This is a genomic window from Sphingomonas sp. S1-29, assembly GCF_026167545.1.
GTDB lineage: Bacteria > Pseudomonadota > Alphaproteobacteria > Sphingomonadales > Sphingomonadaceae > Sphingomonas.
In genome coordinates this window covers 2,270,307-2,286,752 of sequence record NZ_CP110678.1, presented here as the reverse complement: position 1 = coordinate 2,286,752, position 16,446 = coordinate 2,270,307, and the positions used below count along the sequence as shown (strand labels likewise).

At 68.6% G+C, this 16,446-nt stretch carries 12 protein-coding genes and 1 pseudogene; 6 read left to right on the top strand and 7 right to left on the bottom strand.

The genetic code is table 11. The features are described 5' to 3' along the window. Nucleotide 1: 1 nt before the first annotated feature. The 3 genes from polA to OKW76_RS10870 all read left to right on the top strand — a co-directional run bounded on the left by polA (nt 2) and on the right by OKW76_RS10870 (nt 5,827). A complete protein-coding gene (gene polA / locus OKW76_RS10880) occupies nt 2–2,758 on the top strand; it encodes a DNA polymerase I (protein WP_265548913.1) in 2,757 nt (918 codons plus the stop codon). A 284-nt stretch (nt 2,759–3,042) separates the two neighbouring features. Further along, entirely contained in the window at nt 3,043–4,308 is a 1,266-nt protein-coding gene (locus OKW76_RS10875) for a cation:proton antiporter (RefSeq protein WP_265548912.1), read from the top strand. 7 nt (nt 4,309–4,315) lie between these two features. Next, the gene (locus OKW76_RS10870) at nt 4,316–5,827 is read left to right on the top strand and encodes a lipopolysaccharide biosynthesis protein (protein WP_265548911.1); all 1,512 of its coding nucleotides are present in this window, start codon (nt 4,316–4,318) and stop codon (nt 5,825–5,827) included. A 174-nt stretch (nt 5,828–6,001) separates the two neighbouring features. Here the strand turns inward: OKW76_RS10870 and purH are convergent, their stop codons facing one another. From purH to htpX, 5 genes and pseudogenes are all read right to left on the bottom strand, one after another. Further along, nucleotides 6,002–7,567, bottom strand: a complete 1,566-nt coding sequence (purH, locus tag OKW76_RS10865) for a bifunctional phosphoribosylaminoimidazolecarboxamide formyltransferase/IMP cyclohydrolase (RefSeq protein ID WP_265548910.1) — start codon at nt 7,565–7,567, stop codon at nt 6,002–6,004. Nucleotides 7,568–7,636: 69 nt separating this feature from the next. Next, nucleotides 7,637–9,373 (bottom strand): heparinase II/III family protein, encoded by a 1,737-nt coding sequence (locus OKW76_RS10860; RefSeq protein ID WP_265548909.1) that lies wholly within the window; start codon nt 9,371–9,373, stop codon nt 7,637–7,639. Then, nucleotides 9,370–10,032, bottom strand: a complete 663-nt coding sequence (gene rpe / locus OKW76_RS10855; RefSeq protein ID WP_265548908.1) for a ribulose-phosphate 3-epimerase — start codon at nt 10,030–10,032, stop codon at nt 9,370–9,372. The genes OKW76_RS10860 and rpe overlap by 4 nt, the downstream gene beginning before the upstream one ends. A gap of 46 nt (nt 10,033–10,078) precedes the next feature. Next, complete coding sequence (locus tag OKW76_RS10850; RefSeq protein WP_265548907.1) at nt 10,079–11,365, bottom strand: RsmB/NOP family class I SAM-dependent RNA methyltransferase; 1,287 nt, start codon at nt 11,363–11,365, stop codon at nt 10,079–10,081. Between the two features lie 81 nt (nt 11,366–11,446). Beyond that, a pseudogene (gene htpX / locus OKW76_RS10845) lies at nt 11,447–12,372 on the bottom strand (zinc metalloprotease HtpX). A gap of 68 nt (nt 12,373–12,440) precedes the next feature. Between htpX and OKW76_RS10840 the strand changes: the two are divergent. Further along, nucleotides 12,441–12,602 (top strand): DUF1674 domain-containing protein, encoded by a 162-nt coding sequence (locus OKW76_RS10840; RefSeq protein ID WP_265548906.1) that lies wholly within the window; start codon nt 12,441–12,443, stop codon nt 12,600–12,602. Nucleotides 12,603–12,771: 169 nt separating this feature from the next. Here the strand turns inward: OKW76_RS10840 and OKW76_RS10835 are convergent, their stop codons facing one another. Both OKW76_RS10835 and tsaD read right to left on the bottom strand, forming a co-directional pair. After that, nucleotides 12,772–13,746: an NAD(P)H-dependent glycerol-3-phosphate dehydrogenase gene (locus tag OKW76_RS10835; RefSeq protein WP_265548905.1), complete on the bottom strand. Its 975-nt coding sequence runs from the start codon at nt 13,744–13,746 to the stop codon at nt 12,772–12,774. Continuing rightward, on the bottom strand, nt 13,743–14,810 hold the full coding sequence (tsaD, locus tag OKW76_RS10830; protein WP_265548904.1) for a tRNA (adenosine(37)-N6)-threonylcarbamoyltransferase complex transferase subunit TsaD: 1,068 nt from the start codon (nt 14,808–14,810) through the stop codon (nt 13,743–13,745). Before tsaD ends, OKW76_RS10835 begins: the two co-directional genes overlap by 4 nt. A 40-nt stretch (nt 14,811–14,850) precedes the next feature. On the opposite strand from tsaD, the gene hemC reads away from it, so the two are divergent. Both hemC and OKW76_RS10820 read left to right on the top strand, forming a co-directional pair. Next, on the top strand, nt 14,851–15,762 hold the full coding sequence (hemC, locus tag OKW76_RS10825; RefSeq protein ID WP_265548903.1) for a hydroxymethylbilane synthase: 912 nt from the start codon (nt 14,851–14,853) through the stop codon (nt 15,760–15,762). A 13-nt stretch (nt 15,763–15,775) separates the two neighbouring features. Then, a complete protein-coding gene (locus OKW76_RS10820; RefSeq protein ID WP_265548902.1) occupies nt 15,776–16,420 on the top strand; it encodes a uroporphyrinogen-III synthase in 645 nt (214 codons plus the stop codon). The last annotated feature ends 26 nt before the right edge of the window (nt 16,421–16,446 follow it).

Genomic DNA, 16,446 nt, shown 5'->3' with positions numbered 1-16,446 from the left:
GATGCCCCATCTCTACCTCGTCGACGGCTCCGGCTATATCTTCCGCGCCTATCACCGGCTGCCGCCGCTCACCAATGTGCATGGCGAGCCGGTCGGCGCGGTCTATGGCTATACCACGATGCTGTGGAAGCTGGCCGACGAACTGCACAAGGCCGACGGGCCCACCCACATGGCGGTGATCCTCGACAAATCGTCGAAGACCTTCCGCAACGACCTGTACGACCAGTATAAGGCACAGCGCCCGCCGCCGCCTGAGGATTTGATCCCGCAATTCCCGATGATCCGCGACGCCACCCGCGCCTTTTCGCTGCCCTGCATCGAGGAGGAAGGCTGGGAGGCAGACGACCTGATCGCGAGCTATGCTAAGGCAGCACTCGCGCAGGGCTGGGAAGTCACGATCGTCAGCTCGGACAAGGATCTGATGCAGCTGATCGAGCCCGGGCTCGACCTGTACGACACGATGAACAATCGCCGCCTGTCCGACGAGCATGTCGTCGAGAAGTTCGGCGTGCCTCCCAAGCTACTCGGCGACGTGCTCGCGCTGATGGGTGATAGCGTCGACAACGTCCCCGGCGTCCCCGGCGTCGGCCCCAAGACCGCCGCCAAGCTGATCCACGAACATGGCTCGCTCGAAGCCGTGCTCGCCGCCGCGCCGGAGATGAAAAAGGGCAAGCTGCGCGACAATCTGATCGAACACGCCCCGATGGCGCGGCTCTCGCGCGAGCTGGTGCAGCTCGCCTGCGATGTGCCGCTGCCCGACCCGCTCGATTCGCTTGAGCTGCAGGGTATCCCCGACGCTCCGCTGCGCGCGTTTCTCGAACATCACGGCTTCCGCTCGCTGCTCAACAAGCTGTCGGCGGTCGCCGATGCCCCCGTCGCCGAAGCCACCGCCCCCGTCGCGGCGCAGGACGACCCGCCCTGCGACCATGACGGCTATGAAACCGTCGTCACCGAAGACGCGCTCGAACGTTGGATGATCGCCGCGCGCCACCAGGGCTGGGTCGCGATCGATACCGAGACAACAGGGCTCGACGCGATGACGGCCGATCTGGTCGGGGTCAGCCTGGCGCTGCACCCCAATCTCGCCTGCTATATCCCGATCGCGCATGGCGGCAGCGACATGTTCGCCGAAAAGCCGCTCCAGCTCGATCGCACATTGGTGATCGCACAGCTGAAGGCGCTGCTCGAGGACCCCAGCGTCCTCAAGATCGGCCACAACCTCAAATACGACATGATCATGCTTCAGCGCGCGGGCATCACGCTCGCGCCCTATGACGACACGATCGTGATGTCGTTCGATCTCGATGCCGGGCTGCACGGCCATGGCATGGACGAGCTCGCCGCGACGCATCTGGCGCACAGCTGCATCGCCTATAAGGACGTCGTCGGCACCGGCAAGAAGCAGCTCGGCTTCGGTGAGATCGACCTCAAGGCCGCCACCCGCTACGCCGCCGAAGATGCCGATGTCACGCTTCGCCTGTGGCGGCGGCTGAAGCCGCGGCTCGCCTATGAAGGCGCGACGCGGGTGTACGAAATGGTCGATCGCGCGCTGGTGCGCGTCATCGCCGACATGGAGATTGCCGGGGTCAAGGTCGACGCCGCCCGCCTCGCGCAGCTGTCGGAGGAGTTTTCAGGCCGTATCGCCGCGCTCGAAACCGAAATCCACGGCCTGGTCGGCACCAAATTCACGATCGGCAGCCCCAAGCAATTGGGCGACATCCTGTTCGAGCAATTGAAGATCAAGGGCGGGCGCAAGGGCAAGTCGGGGGTCTATTCGACCGACGTCAACGAGCTCGAGCGGATCGCCGCCGACAAGGATTCGCCCGGCGCCGCGATCGCCGCCAAGGTGCTCGACTGGCGCCAGCTCTCGAAGCTCAAATCGACCTATACCGACGCGCTCCAGGCGCAGATCAATCCCATAACGGGCCGCGTCCACACCAGCTATTCGCTCACCGGCGCGCAGACCGGGCGCTTGTCGTCGACCGACCCCAACCTCCAGAACATCCCGATCCGCACCGAAGTCGGCCGCCAGATCCGCGACGCCTTTGTCGCCGAGCCGGGCAATGTCATCCTCGCCGCCGATTATTCGCAGATCGAGCTGCGGCTGGCCGCCCACATCGCCGAAGTGCCGCAGCTGCGCGAGGCGTTCGAGCGCGGCGACGACATCCATTCGATGACCGCCAACGAATTGTTCGGCGAGGTCAATCGCGACACCCGCGGGCGGGCCAAGACGATCAACTTCGCGATCCTCTACGGCATCTCGCGATGGGGACTGGCGGGCCGGCTCGACGTCACCGCCGACGAGGCACAGGCGATGATCGACCGCTATTTCGAACGCTTCCCCGGCATCAACCGCTACATCGCCGAAACCACCGAAAGCGTGCGCGAGCGGGGCTTCACGACGACGCTGTTCGGCCGAAAGACGCATTTCCCGCGCATCCGCAGCAAGGTGCAGCACGAACGTCAGGGGGCCGAGCGCGCGGCGATCAACGCCCCGATCCAGGGCACCAGCGCCGACATCATCAAGCGCGCAATGGCGCGGATGGGGCTTGCACTGGCCGAGGCGGGGCTGCCGAACGTGCGGATGCTGATGCAGGTCCACGACGAACTCGTCTTCGAACTTCCCGAAGGCGATGTCGAAGCCGCACGCCCGGTGATCGAACACGTGATGGCGACCGCCGCCGAACCCGCGGTTCGCTTAAGCGTCCCGCTCGGCGTCGAGATCGGCGTCGGCAAGAGCTGGGGCGCCGCGCATTAGATTATCGCAGGGGGGAACCTATGCCGTACCGCAAACATATGCAGCTGTGGGTCCGAGAAGCATCGGCAACGCCGGGCGGTGAAGGATCGGCTATCGACGCCGCGCAATAGCTCGGGGCCGCCGATCGCACCGGTTGGCGCGATCATTTCCATCGATTGCAGTACGCCACGTGCCGGGTGGCGCAGCAGCTACGCCAGACAGGCCGGTCGGCCTTCGCAACCAGGGCTCGTAACGCATATGGCATATATCCAGACACCCGTTCGCTGCGGCCTCGCGCATTGACCGTGCCGCCGCCGCCCCCGGGGCTGCTCGATCTCTATGTGCCGATGCTGCTCGGCCTGGGCCTGCTCACCTTGCTCGTCGCCTGGGCGCCGCTGTTCATCAAAAGGGCGCCGCTGTCGCTGCCGATCCTGTGCGTCGGGATCGGCGCCGCGGTGTTTTCGTTCGACCGGATCGCTCCCTATGCGCTTCACCCGCTCGAAGGCCCCGAACTGGTCGAGCATGCCGCCGAACTGATCGTCATCGTCTCGCTGATGGGCGCCGGGCTGAAGATCGATCGCGCGCTGAAATGGCAAAACTGGGCGATCACCACCCGGCTGATGGTGATCGCGATGCCGCTGAGCATCGGTGCCTTCTGGTGGGCGGGGCTGTCGCTGCTCGGGCTTGGTGCAGCCACCGCGTTGCTGCTCGCGGCCTCGCTCGCACCGACCGATCCGGTGCTCGCCTCGGACGTCCAGATCGAGGATCCGCAATCGGCGCAGGATGACGAGGCACGGTTCGCGCTGACGTCGGAGGCGGGGCTCAACGACTCATTCGCCTTTCCCTTCGTCCACCTCGCGATCCTGGCCGCGGCGGGCGGATGGGGCGCGCAGATGTGGCAGGAATGGGCGCTCGATCCGGTGCTGACCCGCCTTTCGGTCGGCGCCGCGGCGGGGATCGCGGGCGGATGGCTGGTCGGCCACGTCATCTATGGGCTGCGCGACGAGAACCGGCTGGCGCGCACCGGCGACGGCTTCGTCGCTCTGGGGGTGACGCTCGCAATCTACGCGCTCACCGAATTGCTCCACGGCTATGGCTTCTTCGCGGTGTTCCTGGCGGGGCTGATGATCCGCCGCGCCGCGCGCGACCATGATTTCAACGACCGGATGCACAATTTCGCCGACGAGAGCGAACGCCTGCTGATGATGGTGCTGTTGTTCATGTTCGGCGGGATGCTGACCGCGGGCGGGCTGTTCACGCTGGTCGGCTGGCGCGAAGTGGCGTTCGCGGCGCTCGCAATCTTCGTCATCCGCCCGCTGGCGGGGTGGATCGCGCTGCTGGGTGTTGCCCGTCCGCCACTCGAACGCTTCGTCATTGCGTTCTTCGGCATTCGTGGGCTGGGGTCGATCTATTATCTGGCCTATGGACTCAATCATGCGCGGTTCGAAGAGCCCAACCGCGTTTGGGGGGCTGCCGGCTTGGTTATTCTCGTGTCGATCCTGTTGCACGGCGTGTCGGTCACGCCGCTGATGCGCCGGCTCGATCGCCAGCGCGGCGTTCCGCTGGCGTGACGCCGCGATGACCGACAATCTACTGCCCGCCGACGAGAATATCGCGGCGCTGGCGAAGGGCGGACGCACCAACATCCTGGGCTTCGTGCTTCGCCTCGCCGCGCGGCTGCCCTTCCTGTTCATCGCGGGCCGTGTCTATGGCCCCGAGATTGTCGGCCGCTTCGCGATCGCGGTGCTGGTGGTCGAGCTTGCCGCGTTGCTTGCGACCCTGGGGCTCAAGCGCGGCCTCGCCCAGGCCTTGTCGTCGACCGACCGACCGCACGCGCATGTCGTGTGGGACGCGCTGGTGGTGGCGTTCATCGCATCGATGATCGGATCGGCGGTGCTGATCGCCTTCCCGCAGGTGATGTACCCCAACAGCGCGGTGATCGGCTTCGAGCGGCTGTTGCCCTTCGTCGTCGTCGCGATCGCCTGGTCCGACGTGATGCTCGCGGCGCTTGCCTATCGCCACAACGTCAAGGCAGCGGTCACCGCGCGCGCGGTGATCGAACCCTGGACGATCAGCATCGCCGCCTGGGCCTTGTCCTACATCTCGTCGCGCGACGGGTTGATCCTTGCCTATGTGCTGTCGATGGTCGCGGCGCTTGCCGCATCGATGGTGCCGTTCGTCAAAACCTATGGCCTGCCGCAAGGCTGGCAGCCGCGATTGGGGCCGATGTTCGCGCTCGCGCGCCGCAACGCGCCGCTGGCGGGCGCCGACGCGATCGAATGGGGATCGCGCAACGTCGATCGCTTCATCCTCGGCCTGCTCTTCGCGCCGAGCATCGTCGGCATCTATTACATGGCGCAGCAGGTCGCCTCGCTGCCGCAGAAATTAAAGACCAGCTTCGACCCGATCCTGGGGCCGGTGATCACCCATTCGCTTGCGGTGGGCGACAAGGGCGCGGTGGCGCGGCAGATCCGCCAGGTCGGCTTCTGGATCATGGCGGCGCAAGCCGGGCTCGCGCTGGTCGGCAGCATCCCCGCCGAGGGGGTGATGGGCGTCGTCGGCCCCGAATTCGTCGCGGGCGCGGGAGCGCTGTGCTTCCTGCTCGTCGCCGAAGTGCTCGCGGCCAACGGATCGGTGTCCGAAGCCGGGCTCGTCTATATCGCGCGCCACCGCAACCTGATGATCTCGGGAGCGCTGTTGGGGTTCCAGGTGGCGCTGAGCTTCGCGCTGATCTTCGTCGCGCGCAATATGGGGCTGACCGAGGCCTATCAGGCCGCCGCGCCTGCACTGGCGCTGGCATTGTCGCTCGGGCTCGGCTCGATCGTGAAGTCGCGATTGCTCGCGCGGCTGCTCGGTGCGTCGGTATCGGCGTGGCGCTGGCCCTTCACCTGGGCGGTGCTAGCGACCGCGATCGTCGGCTGGGCCTTCGTCCAGCTGCCCGACCGGCTCGAATGGGCCGAGATGCTGATCGGCATTCCGGTGATGCTGCTGGTCTATTGCTTCGTCATCTGGCGCTGGGCGTTCGGCCCCGAAGACCGGACGCTGTTCCAAAAGGCACCGCCGCCGGCGGCGGCACCAGGCGCACTCTAGCCCGCCCAACCCGTTCGTCCTGAGTAGCCGCTGAGTAGCTGCGCAGCAGCGTATCGAAGCGGCGTATCGAAGGACCGTTGTCGCGCGGGGGGCGCTGCTTCGATACGCGCCCTCGATACGGCTTCGCCTACTCGGTCGCTACTCTGCACGAACGGCGCGTTGGGCCCCCCTGCCTCAGTGCCGGAAATGCCGCATCCCGGTAAACACCATCGCCAGCCCGGCCTCGTCCGCAGCGGCGATCACCTCGTCGTCGCGGATCGAGCCGCCCGGCTGGATCACCGCGGTCGCGCCAGCCTCGACCGCCGCCAGCAAGCCATCGGCAAACGGGAAGAACGCATCCGACGCCACCGCCGAGCCGATCGTCCGCGGCTGCGCCCAGCCCGCCTTCTCGGCGGCGTCGCGCGCCTTCCACGCGGCGATCCGCGCGCTCTCGAGCCGGTTCATCTGCCCCGCGCCGATCCCCGCGGTCGCGCCGCCGCTGGCATAGACGATGGCGTTCGACTTCACATGCTTGGCCACCGTCCAGGCAAAGCGGCAATCGGCGAGTTCCTGCGCCGTCGGCTGGCGCTTGGTCACCACCTTGAGCTCGCCCAGACGCCCACCATCGCGCGACTGCACCAGCAGCCCGCCCGCGATCGACTTGATCGCCAGCCCGGGGCGCGCCGGATCGGGCAGCTCGCCGGTCAGCAACAACCGCAGATTCTTCTTGGCGGCAAAGATCGCGCGCGCCTCGTCATCGGCATCGGGCGCGGCGACGACCTCGGTGAAGATCCCCGCAATCGCCCGCGCCGTCGCGCCGTCGAGCGGTCGGTTGACCGCAACGATCCCGCCGAACGCCGACACCGTGTCGCACGCGAACGCCGCTTCATAGGCTTCGAGCAGCGTGTCGGCGCTCGCCACCCCGCAAGGATTGGCGTGCTTGACGACCACCACCGTCGGCGGCCCGTCGCGGAATTCGCTCACCAGTTCGAGCGCGGCATCGGCGTCGTTATAGTTGTTGTAGCTCAGCGCCTTGCCCTGCAGCTGGCTCGCCTGCGCGATCCCGCGCGCCGCCGGCCCCTTGGGCAGATACAGTGCCGCCGACTGGTGGGGGTTCTCGCCATAGCGAAGTTCGTCGGCGCGGGTGAAGGCCAGCGGCAGCGTGGCCGGAAACGTCTCACCCTGATCGGCAAAGGCAAACCATTGCGCGATCGCCGAATCATAGGCGGCGGTCGCGGCGAAGGCCTTGGCCGCCAGCATCCGCCGTTGCTCGAGCGTCGTGCTGCCCTCGGCGAGCAGCGCGTAATCGGCGGGATCGGTGACGATCGCGACATGCGCGTGGTTCTTGGCTGCCGACCGCACCATGCTCGGCCCGCCAATGTCGATATTCTCGATCACCTCGTCGCGCCCGGCCCCCCGCGCGACGGTCGCCTCGAACGGATAGAGATTGACCACCACCAGGTCGATCGCGCCGATGCCATGCTCGGTCATCGCCGCGACATGCTCAGCGTCGTCGCGCACCGCGAGCAGGCCGCCATGCACCATCGGGTGCAGCGTCTTGACCCGACCGTTCATCATCTCGGGAAAGCCGGTCAGCTCGGACACGTCGCGCACCGCAAGCCCTGCGTCGCGCAGCGCCTTGGCGGTGCCGCCGGTCGAGACCAGTTCGACGCCGCGATCGGCGAGCGTGCGGGCGAGGTCGACGATGCCGGTCTTGTCGGACACCGACAGGAGGGCGCGGGTGATGGCGATGCTGTTCATGCGCGCGGCTATTTCAGCAGAATGCCGGCAGGCGCAACCTCATTCTCCCCTCCGGTTTGCAGGAGCGGACTAGCGCGCCTTGTGAAGCAGCCAGCTCACCGTCGCGCCGCCGGGGGCGGCCTCGCCCGACAGCACGATCTGTTCGGTCGATACCGGGCGGCCCTGCGGGTTCACCCAGACGCTGTCCTCGACGCTCAAGGCGGCGCCGCGCGCGCGGAACTGCCACATCGCGCCGCCGGGCAGCCGCAGGATCGCTGCCTGCCCGTCGCTGGTCGCGGCGATCTCGACATCGGGGGCAAGGTGGAAGCGCACCGCGAAGGGCGTCGCATCGCGCTGGCGGCGTTTTCCCGCGGGGAGCAACATATCCTCGCCGCGCAGGTCGCGCCCGTCGTTCGACAGCGCGAGCAGCCGGCGGTGGAGAAAGCCGAAGCGCCGCGCATAGCCGTCATGGCTCGCCTCGATCCGGCTGGCATTGTCGGCCTCGTGCCGGCTCAATTCGACCTCGGTCACGCCCTTGCCCAGCGTACCGTCGGCGAGGATCGCAGTCGAATTGCTGTCGTCGACCACCAAAGTCGAATGCGCAGCAGTGGTCCGCAACCCCTCGGCGAGCGCGGTCGGCACCGCCGCCATCGACGCGCGGGCGCCGCCGCAATTGACGATGATCCGGTTCGGCCCATCGGACATTTCGAACGCCAGCGTCGAAGCGCAGCCGCCCTCGGCGATCCGCGCGATCGGCGGCGGCGCGGCGTCGACGATCAGCACCGACGCCTGCGCGCTCATCCGCTGGTAGCCCCATTCGCGCGCCTGGCGCAGCGGACGCGTGCGCACCCCCGTCGCCTCGATCACCTGCGCCATCACATCGGGGTGCACCGGTGCGCCGCCCTGCCAGCTCGACAGCGCACGATCGCCATGGCTGACGCCTAACAGCGCGCTCACCATCCGCGGCAGCGCGGCGGTCGCGGCATCGGGCATCTCCATCCGCCGCGCGGCATAGGTCGAGCGCAGCATCGTCAGCAGCATGATCGCGTCGAGCAGCCCGAGCGGCGAGCGCCCGACAGTACCGCCGTCCCCGAACACCGACTGATCGAGCGCGCGGGTCAGCCCCGCCTCGCCGAACACTCGCCGCGGGTCGCCGCCGGGAATGATCAGCCCCGCCGCGAGGACACCGCACCACGCCGCGATCCGCGGCACCCCAAGCGGCACCCTGTCAGCGGTGCGATCGAGATGCCGCGCCCCGCGCGCCAAGGCGTGGAGCACGTTCGATCGATACACCAGATCGCCGCTCGACAGGATCAACGGCGCATGCGCGACCCAGAACAGCAGCCGCCGGCCCCACATATCGGCGCGCCAGGCGGGATCGGAGACGACGTCGCCATGCGCGGCGATCCATTCGCGCATCAACGCCTCGGCGATCGGCGCGCCCTTGGTACGCGTCGTCACCGTCGACAGGTCGCGCAGCCAAGCGAAGCTGTGCAGATATTCGCCGAACGGCTTCGAGAAGGTCGGCCGCGACAGCGCGAGCTCGTGCAGATTGCGCGTCTCGCCGCGAAACGCCAGCATCCCGTCGAGCAATGCCTGCCCGCGATCGGGATCACCCAGGAACGGATCGTCGGCAACGGTGAGCAGCTTGAGCGGATGCCGGCCCTTCAGCCGCATCGTGTGCAGCGGGGTGCGCCAAGTCAGCCGCGTCAGCTGCTCGGCGATCCGCTCGGACAGCGACAATCCCTTGTCGCTGTCCTGGCGGATCAGCCGCTTTCCCTGTTCGATCCCGTCGGCGCCGGGCTCGATCGGCGGCAGATCGCTCACCCGCCCCTCAAGGCGCGGATATTGTCGGCATAGGCGCTCGGCCCGCCCTTGAAGGTCGCAGTGCCCGCGACCAGCGCGTCGGCGCCCGCGGCGATCACCTCGCGGCAGTTCGACCGGTCGACCCCGCCATCGACCTGCAAATCAATCGACTTGCCCAATTTATCGATCGAATTGCGGATCGCGGCGATCTTGCGCAATTGGCTCGGAATGAAGCTCTGGCCGCCAAAGCCGGGGTTCACCCCCATCACCAGCACCAGATCGACCTCCTCGAGCACATAATCGAGCATCTTGGCGGGGGTCGCCGGGTTGAGCACCACGCCCGCGCGCAGCCCCAGCCCCTTGATCCGCTGGATCGTGCGATGCAGATGCGGCCCCGCCTCAGGGTGCACGGTGATCGTATCGGCACCCGCCTCGGCGAAGGCGTCGAGATAGGCGTCGATCGGCGAGATCATCAGATGAACGTCGAACGGCTTGGCGGTGTGCGGGCGCAGCGCCTTCACCACCGCGGGGCCGATCGTGATGTTGGGCACGAAATGCCCGTCCATCACATCGACATGGATCCAGTCGGCGCCCGCGGCGTCGATCGCGCGCACCTCTTCGCCCAGCCGTGCAAAGTCGGCGGAAAGGATCGATGGCGCGATACGGACAGGTTGCTGCATGGCGACCATGTAGCAGCAACGCCACCCCCGGCAAGCCGCCAAAAAGTCAAGCGGTTCGGATCATCCGCGCGATGAAGAAGCCGTCGAGCCCGCCTTGATCCGCGAGCATCCCCGGCAGCGTGCGTACAGTGCCGTCGGGATTGGGCGCGACGCCAGCGGGAAGCTCGGCCTGGCCCACCGGATCGATCGCGAAATGGCGATGCCGGCCGAGGAAATCGGCGACCTGCTCCTCGCCCTCGGAGCGTTCGAGCGAACACACCGCATAGACCAGCCGCCCGCCAACCCGCACCCATTCGGCGGCACGCCCCAGCAACTCACGCTGCAACGCTGCAGTCTCCGCGATCAGGCTGGGGCGAACGCGGTGCAGCACATCGGGGTGGCGGCGGAAGATTCCGGTCGCGCTGCATGGCGCGTCGAGCAGCACCGCATCGGCGGGCGCCGCCGGCTTCCATTCGCGCAGATCGGCGCAGACAATCTCGGCCTCCAGCCGCGTCCGACCCAGATTATCGCGAAGTCGCGCCAGACGACTTTCGCTCATATCGACCGCAATCGTGCGCCAACCCTGGCTCGCGAGCTGCAAGGTCTTGCCGCCGGGCGCGGCGCATAGATCGAGCGCATTGCCCTCGCCCTTCCCCAAAAGTCGTGCCGGAAGTGACGCCGCGAGATCCTGCACCCACCATGCGCCGGCATCGAACCCGGGCAGCGCGGTGATCTGCTTGCCCGCCGGCAGCCGAACATGGCCGGGAAACAGGCTGACGCCTTCCAGCTTGGCGACCCATTCGTCGGTCGCCGCGGGATCGGCGAGCGTCAGGTCGGTCGCCGGCGGCTGCGCGATCGCCGCCATCGCCGCCTCGACCATCGCGCTGCCATGCTGGGCTTCCCAGCGCAGCGCTGCGGGATCGGGCAAAGCGGGCGTCTCGGGCAGCGTAACCCCCTGCCGCATCAGCGCCCCGAACACACCATGCACCAGCTTGCGCGGCCCGCCGTCGACCAACGGCAACACCGTCGAGATCGCGGCATGCGGCGGGGTGCCCAGCCGAAGCACCTGTGCCAGCGCGATCCGCAGCGCGAACCGCGCCTTGGCATCGTCAGGGATACGGTTGCGCGTCGCAGAATCGATCAGCGCGTCGAGATCGGAGAGGAAGCGCAGCACTTCGGCGGCGATCGCATGCGCCAGTCCGCGGTCGTTGGCGGGCAGGTTCGCCGCCGCACGATCGAGCGCCGCCTCGAGCGCCTTGCCCTGCCGCAGCACCGCATCGAGCAGCTTGAGCGCAGCACGCCGTGCGGGGACGCCGGGGGCATCGGCGGGGAGTTCGAGTTGGGGACGCGCCATGTATTTCCAGTCGGATGGGGATGCGCACGCCTATAGGACAGAACCCCGCTTCGACAAGCGCACCCCGCCTTGCCGCCCGCCTTACCGTTTGTGCGGGTTCAGCGCACTCGTCCGCCCCCGTGCCCGGGTCGGCGGCACCGACGCCGCCCGGCGTGCAGCGGGCACTTCATAGGCCGGCGGCGGCGCAAACTCGCCCGCCATCGCCTGCAACGCGGCGATTCGCTTGCCGGTATCGGGATGCGTCGAGAACATCTCGCGCCGATCGGCGGCACGATGTAAAGCTGCGCCGCCGCGGGGTTCTGCTCGCTCACCCGGTTGCGCGTCCGCGCCGCGCCGCTCGCCAGCTTGGCCAGCGCCGAGGCGAGCGCCTGCGGATTGCCCGAAATCTCGGCCCCGCCGCGATCGGCGCCATATTCGCGCGTCCGGCTGATCGCCATCTGGACGATCATCGCGGCGAACGGCGCGACGATGACCGCCGCAATCGTCGCAATGAACGACGATCGCTGGTCGCCCGATCGGAAGAACAGCCCGAAATTGGCGAGCATCGAGATCGCCCCGGCGATCGTCGCGACCATCGTCATGATCAGCGTGTCGCGATTCTTCACATGCGCCAGCTCGTGCGCCATTACCCCGGCAATCTCGTCGCGGGTGAGCAGCGACAGCAGCCCGCTGGTCGCGGCGACCGCGGCATTGTCGGGATTGCGCCCGGTCGCGAAGGCATTGGGGTGTGGATCGTCGACGATATAGACGCGCGGCATCGGCAGTTGCGCACGCGTCGCCAGCTCGCGCACCAGCCCGACGAATTCGGGCGCGCTGCGATCATCGACTTCGCGCGCATTGTGCATCCGCAACACGATCTTGTCGGCGTTCCAATAGGCGAAGAAGTTCATCCCTGCGGCCACCAGCAGCGCGATCATCGCCCCGCCGCGCCCGCCGATCGCGAACCCCAGCCCCATGAACAAGGCGGTCAGCGCCGCCAGCAACATGCCCGTCTTCAGATGGTTCACTTGAACCGTCTCCTTTCGGGTACGATGTGGGGGATCGAGACCCCGCCTTCAATCATCGGAGACCCGCGATGGGCACCCGCCCCGCTCATGTGAAGCCCCCCGCCTATTTGTCGAAAAGCCCCCCCGTGCCGCAGCCCGAACCCGTCCCGCCGCCACAGGACGATCCGATGGGCAAGAACCCGGTGCGCTATGGCGACTGGGAACTCAAAGGCATCGCGATCGACTTTTAAGGCTACGGATTGGATCTAATTCCGGCCCTCCCCCAAACCCGTTCGTGCTGAGCTTGTCGAAGCACCGTTCTTGCTTCTTCGACAGGCGCGCAGGAGGACGGCAGTGCTTCGACAAGCTCAGCACGAACGGTTGAGGGGTGGGTTATGACCGTTTTATGCGCGGAGGGGCCTATCCCTCGACCTTCAACGGTCGCGCCAGCAGCCGCTCGACGATCGCCGTCACATGCGCGCCCTCGAGCAGCGCGCACACCGCGTCGGTCACCGGCATGTCGACCCCCGCCGCCGCCGCCGCCGCGCGCAGCACCGGCGCGGTGAAGGCGCCCTCGGCCACCGTCCGCCGGTCGGCGAGCAGGTCGGCGGCGCTTCGCCCCGATCCGATCCCCACGCCCAGCGAGAAATTGCGCGAATTGGTCGACGAGCAGGTCAGCACCAGATCGCCAAGGCCCGACAGCCCGGCAAGCGTCTCGGCGCGGCCACCGCGCGCCAGCCCAAACCGCGTCATCTCGGCAAAGCCGCGCGCGATCAGCGCCGCGCGGGCGTTGAGTCCCAGCCCCGCGCCCTCGACCACGCCGCACGCGATCGCCAGCACGTTCTTCACCGCGCCGCCGATCTCGGCGCCGACCACGTCGTCGGACAGATAGGGCCGAAGCGCGGGACCCGAGAGCCGATCGGCGAGCGCCTCGCGCAATGCCTTGTCGCCGCACGCCAGCGTCACCGCGGTCGGCTTTCCCGCCGCCACCTCGTGCGCGAAGGTCGGCCCCGACAGCACCGCGATCGGCGAATCGGGGCAGGCGTCGGCGGCGATCTCGCTGACGAGCCGCTGCGTCCCCGCCTCGATCCCCTTGGCGCACAGCACCAAGGGCCGCCCGGCAACCTCGATCTGCGCGAGCACGCCAGCGACATGCTGCGTCGGCACGACCACCAACAGAGCCTCGCATTCGGCGAGGTCGCCCAGATCCTCGGTCGCGCGGATCGCCGCCGACAGCCGCACGCGATCGAGGAACATCGCGTTCACCCGGTCGGCGTTGATGCTCGCCACCACCGGCGCCTCGCGCGCCCATAGCAGCACCGGCTCGCCGCCCTGCGCCGCGACCTGCGCCAGCGCGGTCCCCCACGCGCCCCCACCGATGACCCCGATCTTCATGCTTTCACCCCTGCGCCGCGGACCGGTTCGGCCAGCGGATCGAGCGGCCAGCGCGGGCGCGCGGCCACGTCCAATGGATCGGTCAGCCCTGCGGCGAAGCGCTCGGCCCCCGCCCAGGCGATCATCGCGGCATTGTCGGTGCACAGCCACAAGGGCGGCGCGACGAACCGCATGCCATGCTCGAGCGCCAATTGCTCGAGCGCCGAGCGCACCCCGCGATTCGCCGCGACCCCACCCGCGACCACCAAAGCCGCGGGGCGCACAATGTCCAAACTGTTCGTTTCGAAAGGAGGGGTGCTGGTCTGGATGGCCCGGCGGGTGCGGTCGATCAGGCAATCGATCACCGCCTGGCTGAACGATGCGGCAATGTCCTCGGCACGATATTGCCCCGAATCAGCCGCCCGCGCGACCGCGCTCTTCAATCCAGCGAACGAGAAATGCGGCTCGGCCGATCCCAGCAGCGGGCGCGGCAACGGCACCGCGCGCGCATCGCCCGAGGCCGCCGCGCGCTCGACTGCGGGGCCACCGGGAAAGCCCAGCCCGAGCAGCTTCGCGGTCTTGTCGAACGCCTCGCCCGCGGCATCGTCGATCGTGGTGGCCAGCCGCGCATAATCGCCGACGCCCTTGACCAGCAGCAACTGGCAATGCCCGCCCGACACCAGCAGCAGCAGATAGGGAAAGGCGAGATCGGCATCGACCAGCCGCGGGCTCAGCGCATGGCCTTCGAGGTGGTTGACCGCCACCAACGGCTTGCCCGCCGCCAGCGCCAGCGCCTTGCCCGTCACCAGCCCGACCATCACCCCGCCGATCAGCCCCGGCCCCGCGGTGGCGGCGATCGCATCGACGTCGCGCAGCGCCACCCCGGCTTCGGCCAGCGCCGCCTCGATCAGCGGCGGCAGCACATCGGCATGCGCGCGCGCGGCGATTTCGGGAACGACGCCGCCATAGGGCGCGTGCGCGGCCTCCTGCCCCGCCAATTTGTGCGAAAGGATCGTGCGGTCGCTCGACACCAGCGCAACCGCGGTCTCGTCGCAACTCGATTCGATGCCGAGGATGAGCGCCATGGCCTTTCCTCTAGCCACGCGGGCGGCTAGCACAAGCGACATGAAGACGCCCTTCCGCATCGGCACGCGCGGTTCGCCGCTGGCTCTCACCCAGGCGAACATGGTCCGCGCGCTGCTCGCCGCCGCGCACGACCGCGATCCGCTCGACTTCGAAATCGTCCCGATCCGCACCACCGGTGATCGCGTGCAGGACCGCCCGCTCGCCGAAATCGGCGGCAAGGCTTTGTGGACCAAGGAGCTCGATCGCGCGCTGCTCGATGGCGAGATCGATTGCGCGGTGCATTCGCTCAAGGATGTCGAGACGATCCGCCCCGATGCGATCGCGCTGCGCGCGATCCTGCCGCGCGCCGATGTCCGCGACCGGCTGGTGGGTGCCGCCTCGATCGACGACCTGCCGCAGGGCGCGCGGATCGGCACCAGCAGCCCGCGTCGCGCCGCGCAGATGCGCAAGCTCCGCCCCGACCTGGTGATCGTGCCGTTTCGCGGCAATGTCGACACGCGGATCGGCAAGCTCGCCGCCGACGAAGCCGATGCGACGCTGCTCGCTGCCGCCGGGCTCGAACGGCTCGGCCGCGACGATGTCGGGGTGGCGATCCCGCTCGACCAGATGCTGCCGGCCCCCAGCCAGGGCGCGATCGGCATTGAGGTGCGCGCCGCCGACGAAGACGCGATCGCGACCGTCGCGGCGATCGACGATGCCGACACCCATGCCTGCGTGATGGTCGAACGCGCGTTGCTCGCGGCGTTGCAGGCCGATTGCCACTCGCCGGTCGCCGCGCTCGCGCGGATCGAGGGCGGGCGAATCACGTTGTCGGCCGAGTTGCTGTCCGAAGATGGCGGCGCGCATGTCGCGGGCAGGATCGAGGGCACCGGCCCCGCCATCGCCGCCGATCTGGCGCGCGACCTGCTAGCGCGTGCGCCCGAACCCGTCCGCCAGCGCTTCGGCGGCTAGGCAGCGTCCGCCGGTGCGGATCGTCGTCCTGCGCCCCGAACCGGGCAATACCGCAACCTGCGCGCGGATCGCCGAAGCGGGCATGACGGCGGTGGCGATGCCGCTGTTCGCGGTAACCCCGCTAGCCTGGGAAGCACCCGATCCGGCGCGCTTCGATTCGCTGCTCCTCACCAGCGCCAACGCGGTACGCCACGCCGGCGCCGCGCTGCCGACGCTCGCGGCGCTGCCAACCGTCGTCGTCGGCGAAGCCACCGCCGAAGCCGCGCGGGCCGCGGGGCTGAACGTCGTCGCGGTCGGCGGCAGCGACGCCGATGCGGCGCGGCGCGAACTCGACCGCCTTGGCTTGGCGCGCGCGCTGCATATGTGCGGCCGCGATCACCTGCTCGACCCCGGCGGCCCGATCGCGGCGGTGATCCCGGTCTATGCCAGCGTCGAAACCACCGACCGGATCGACCTGTCGCCCGGCGACCTCGCGCTGGTCCACTCGCCCCGCGCCGCGCGCCGCCTTGCCGCGCTCGTCGCCGACCGCGCAGCGATAAGTGTCGTCGCGATCAGCCCCCGTGCCGCGCACGCCGCCGGCAACGGCTGGCGGCAGGTGTCGATCGCTGCCACCCCCGATGACCCGGCGCTCATCGCCGCCGCCCTCGCCGCGCATTGACCCTGGCAGCGGCGCACGGGATAAGG

What these genes read in the sequence shown, in the direction of transcription:
- polA (WP_265548913.1), top strand. Translation starts at nt 2, where the DNA reads ATGCCCCATCTCTACCTCGTCGACGGCTCCGGCTATATCTTCCGCGCC.
- OKW76_RS10870 (WP_265548911.1), top strand. Translation starts at nt 4,316, where the DNA reads ATGACCGACAATCTACTGCCCGCCGACGAGAATATCGCGGCGCTGGCG.
- purH (WP_265548910.1), bottom strand. Translation starts at nt 7,567, where the DNA reads ATGAACAGCATCGCCATCACCCGCGCCCTCCTGTCGGTGTCCGACAAG.
- rpe (WP_265548908.1), bottom strand. Translation starts at nt 10,032, where the DNA reads ATGCAGCAACCTGTCCGTATCGCGCCATCGATCCTTTCCGCCGACTTT.
- OKW76_RS10850 (WP_265548907.1), bottom strand. Translation starts at nt 11,365, where the DNA reads ATGGCGCGTCCCCAACTCGAACTCCCCGCCGATGCCCCCGGCGTCCCC.
- OKW76_RS10840 (WP_265548906.1), top strand. Translation starts at nt 12,441, where the DNA reads ATGGGCACCCGCCCCGCTCATGTGAAGCCCCCCGCCTATTTGTCGAAA.
- OKW76_RS10835 (WP_265548905.1), bottom strand. Translation starts at nt 13,746, where the DNA reads ATGAAGATCGGGGTCATCGGTGGGGGCGCGTGGGGGACCGCGCTGGCG.
- tsaD (WP_265548904.1), bottom strand. Translation starts at nt 14,810, where the DNA reads ATGGCGCTCATCCTCGGCATCGAATCGAGTTGCGACGAGACCGCGGTT.
- hemC (WP_265548903.1), top strand. Translation starts at nt 14,851, where the DNA reads ATGAAGACGCCCTTCCGCATCGGCACGCGCGGTTCGCCGCTGGCTCTC.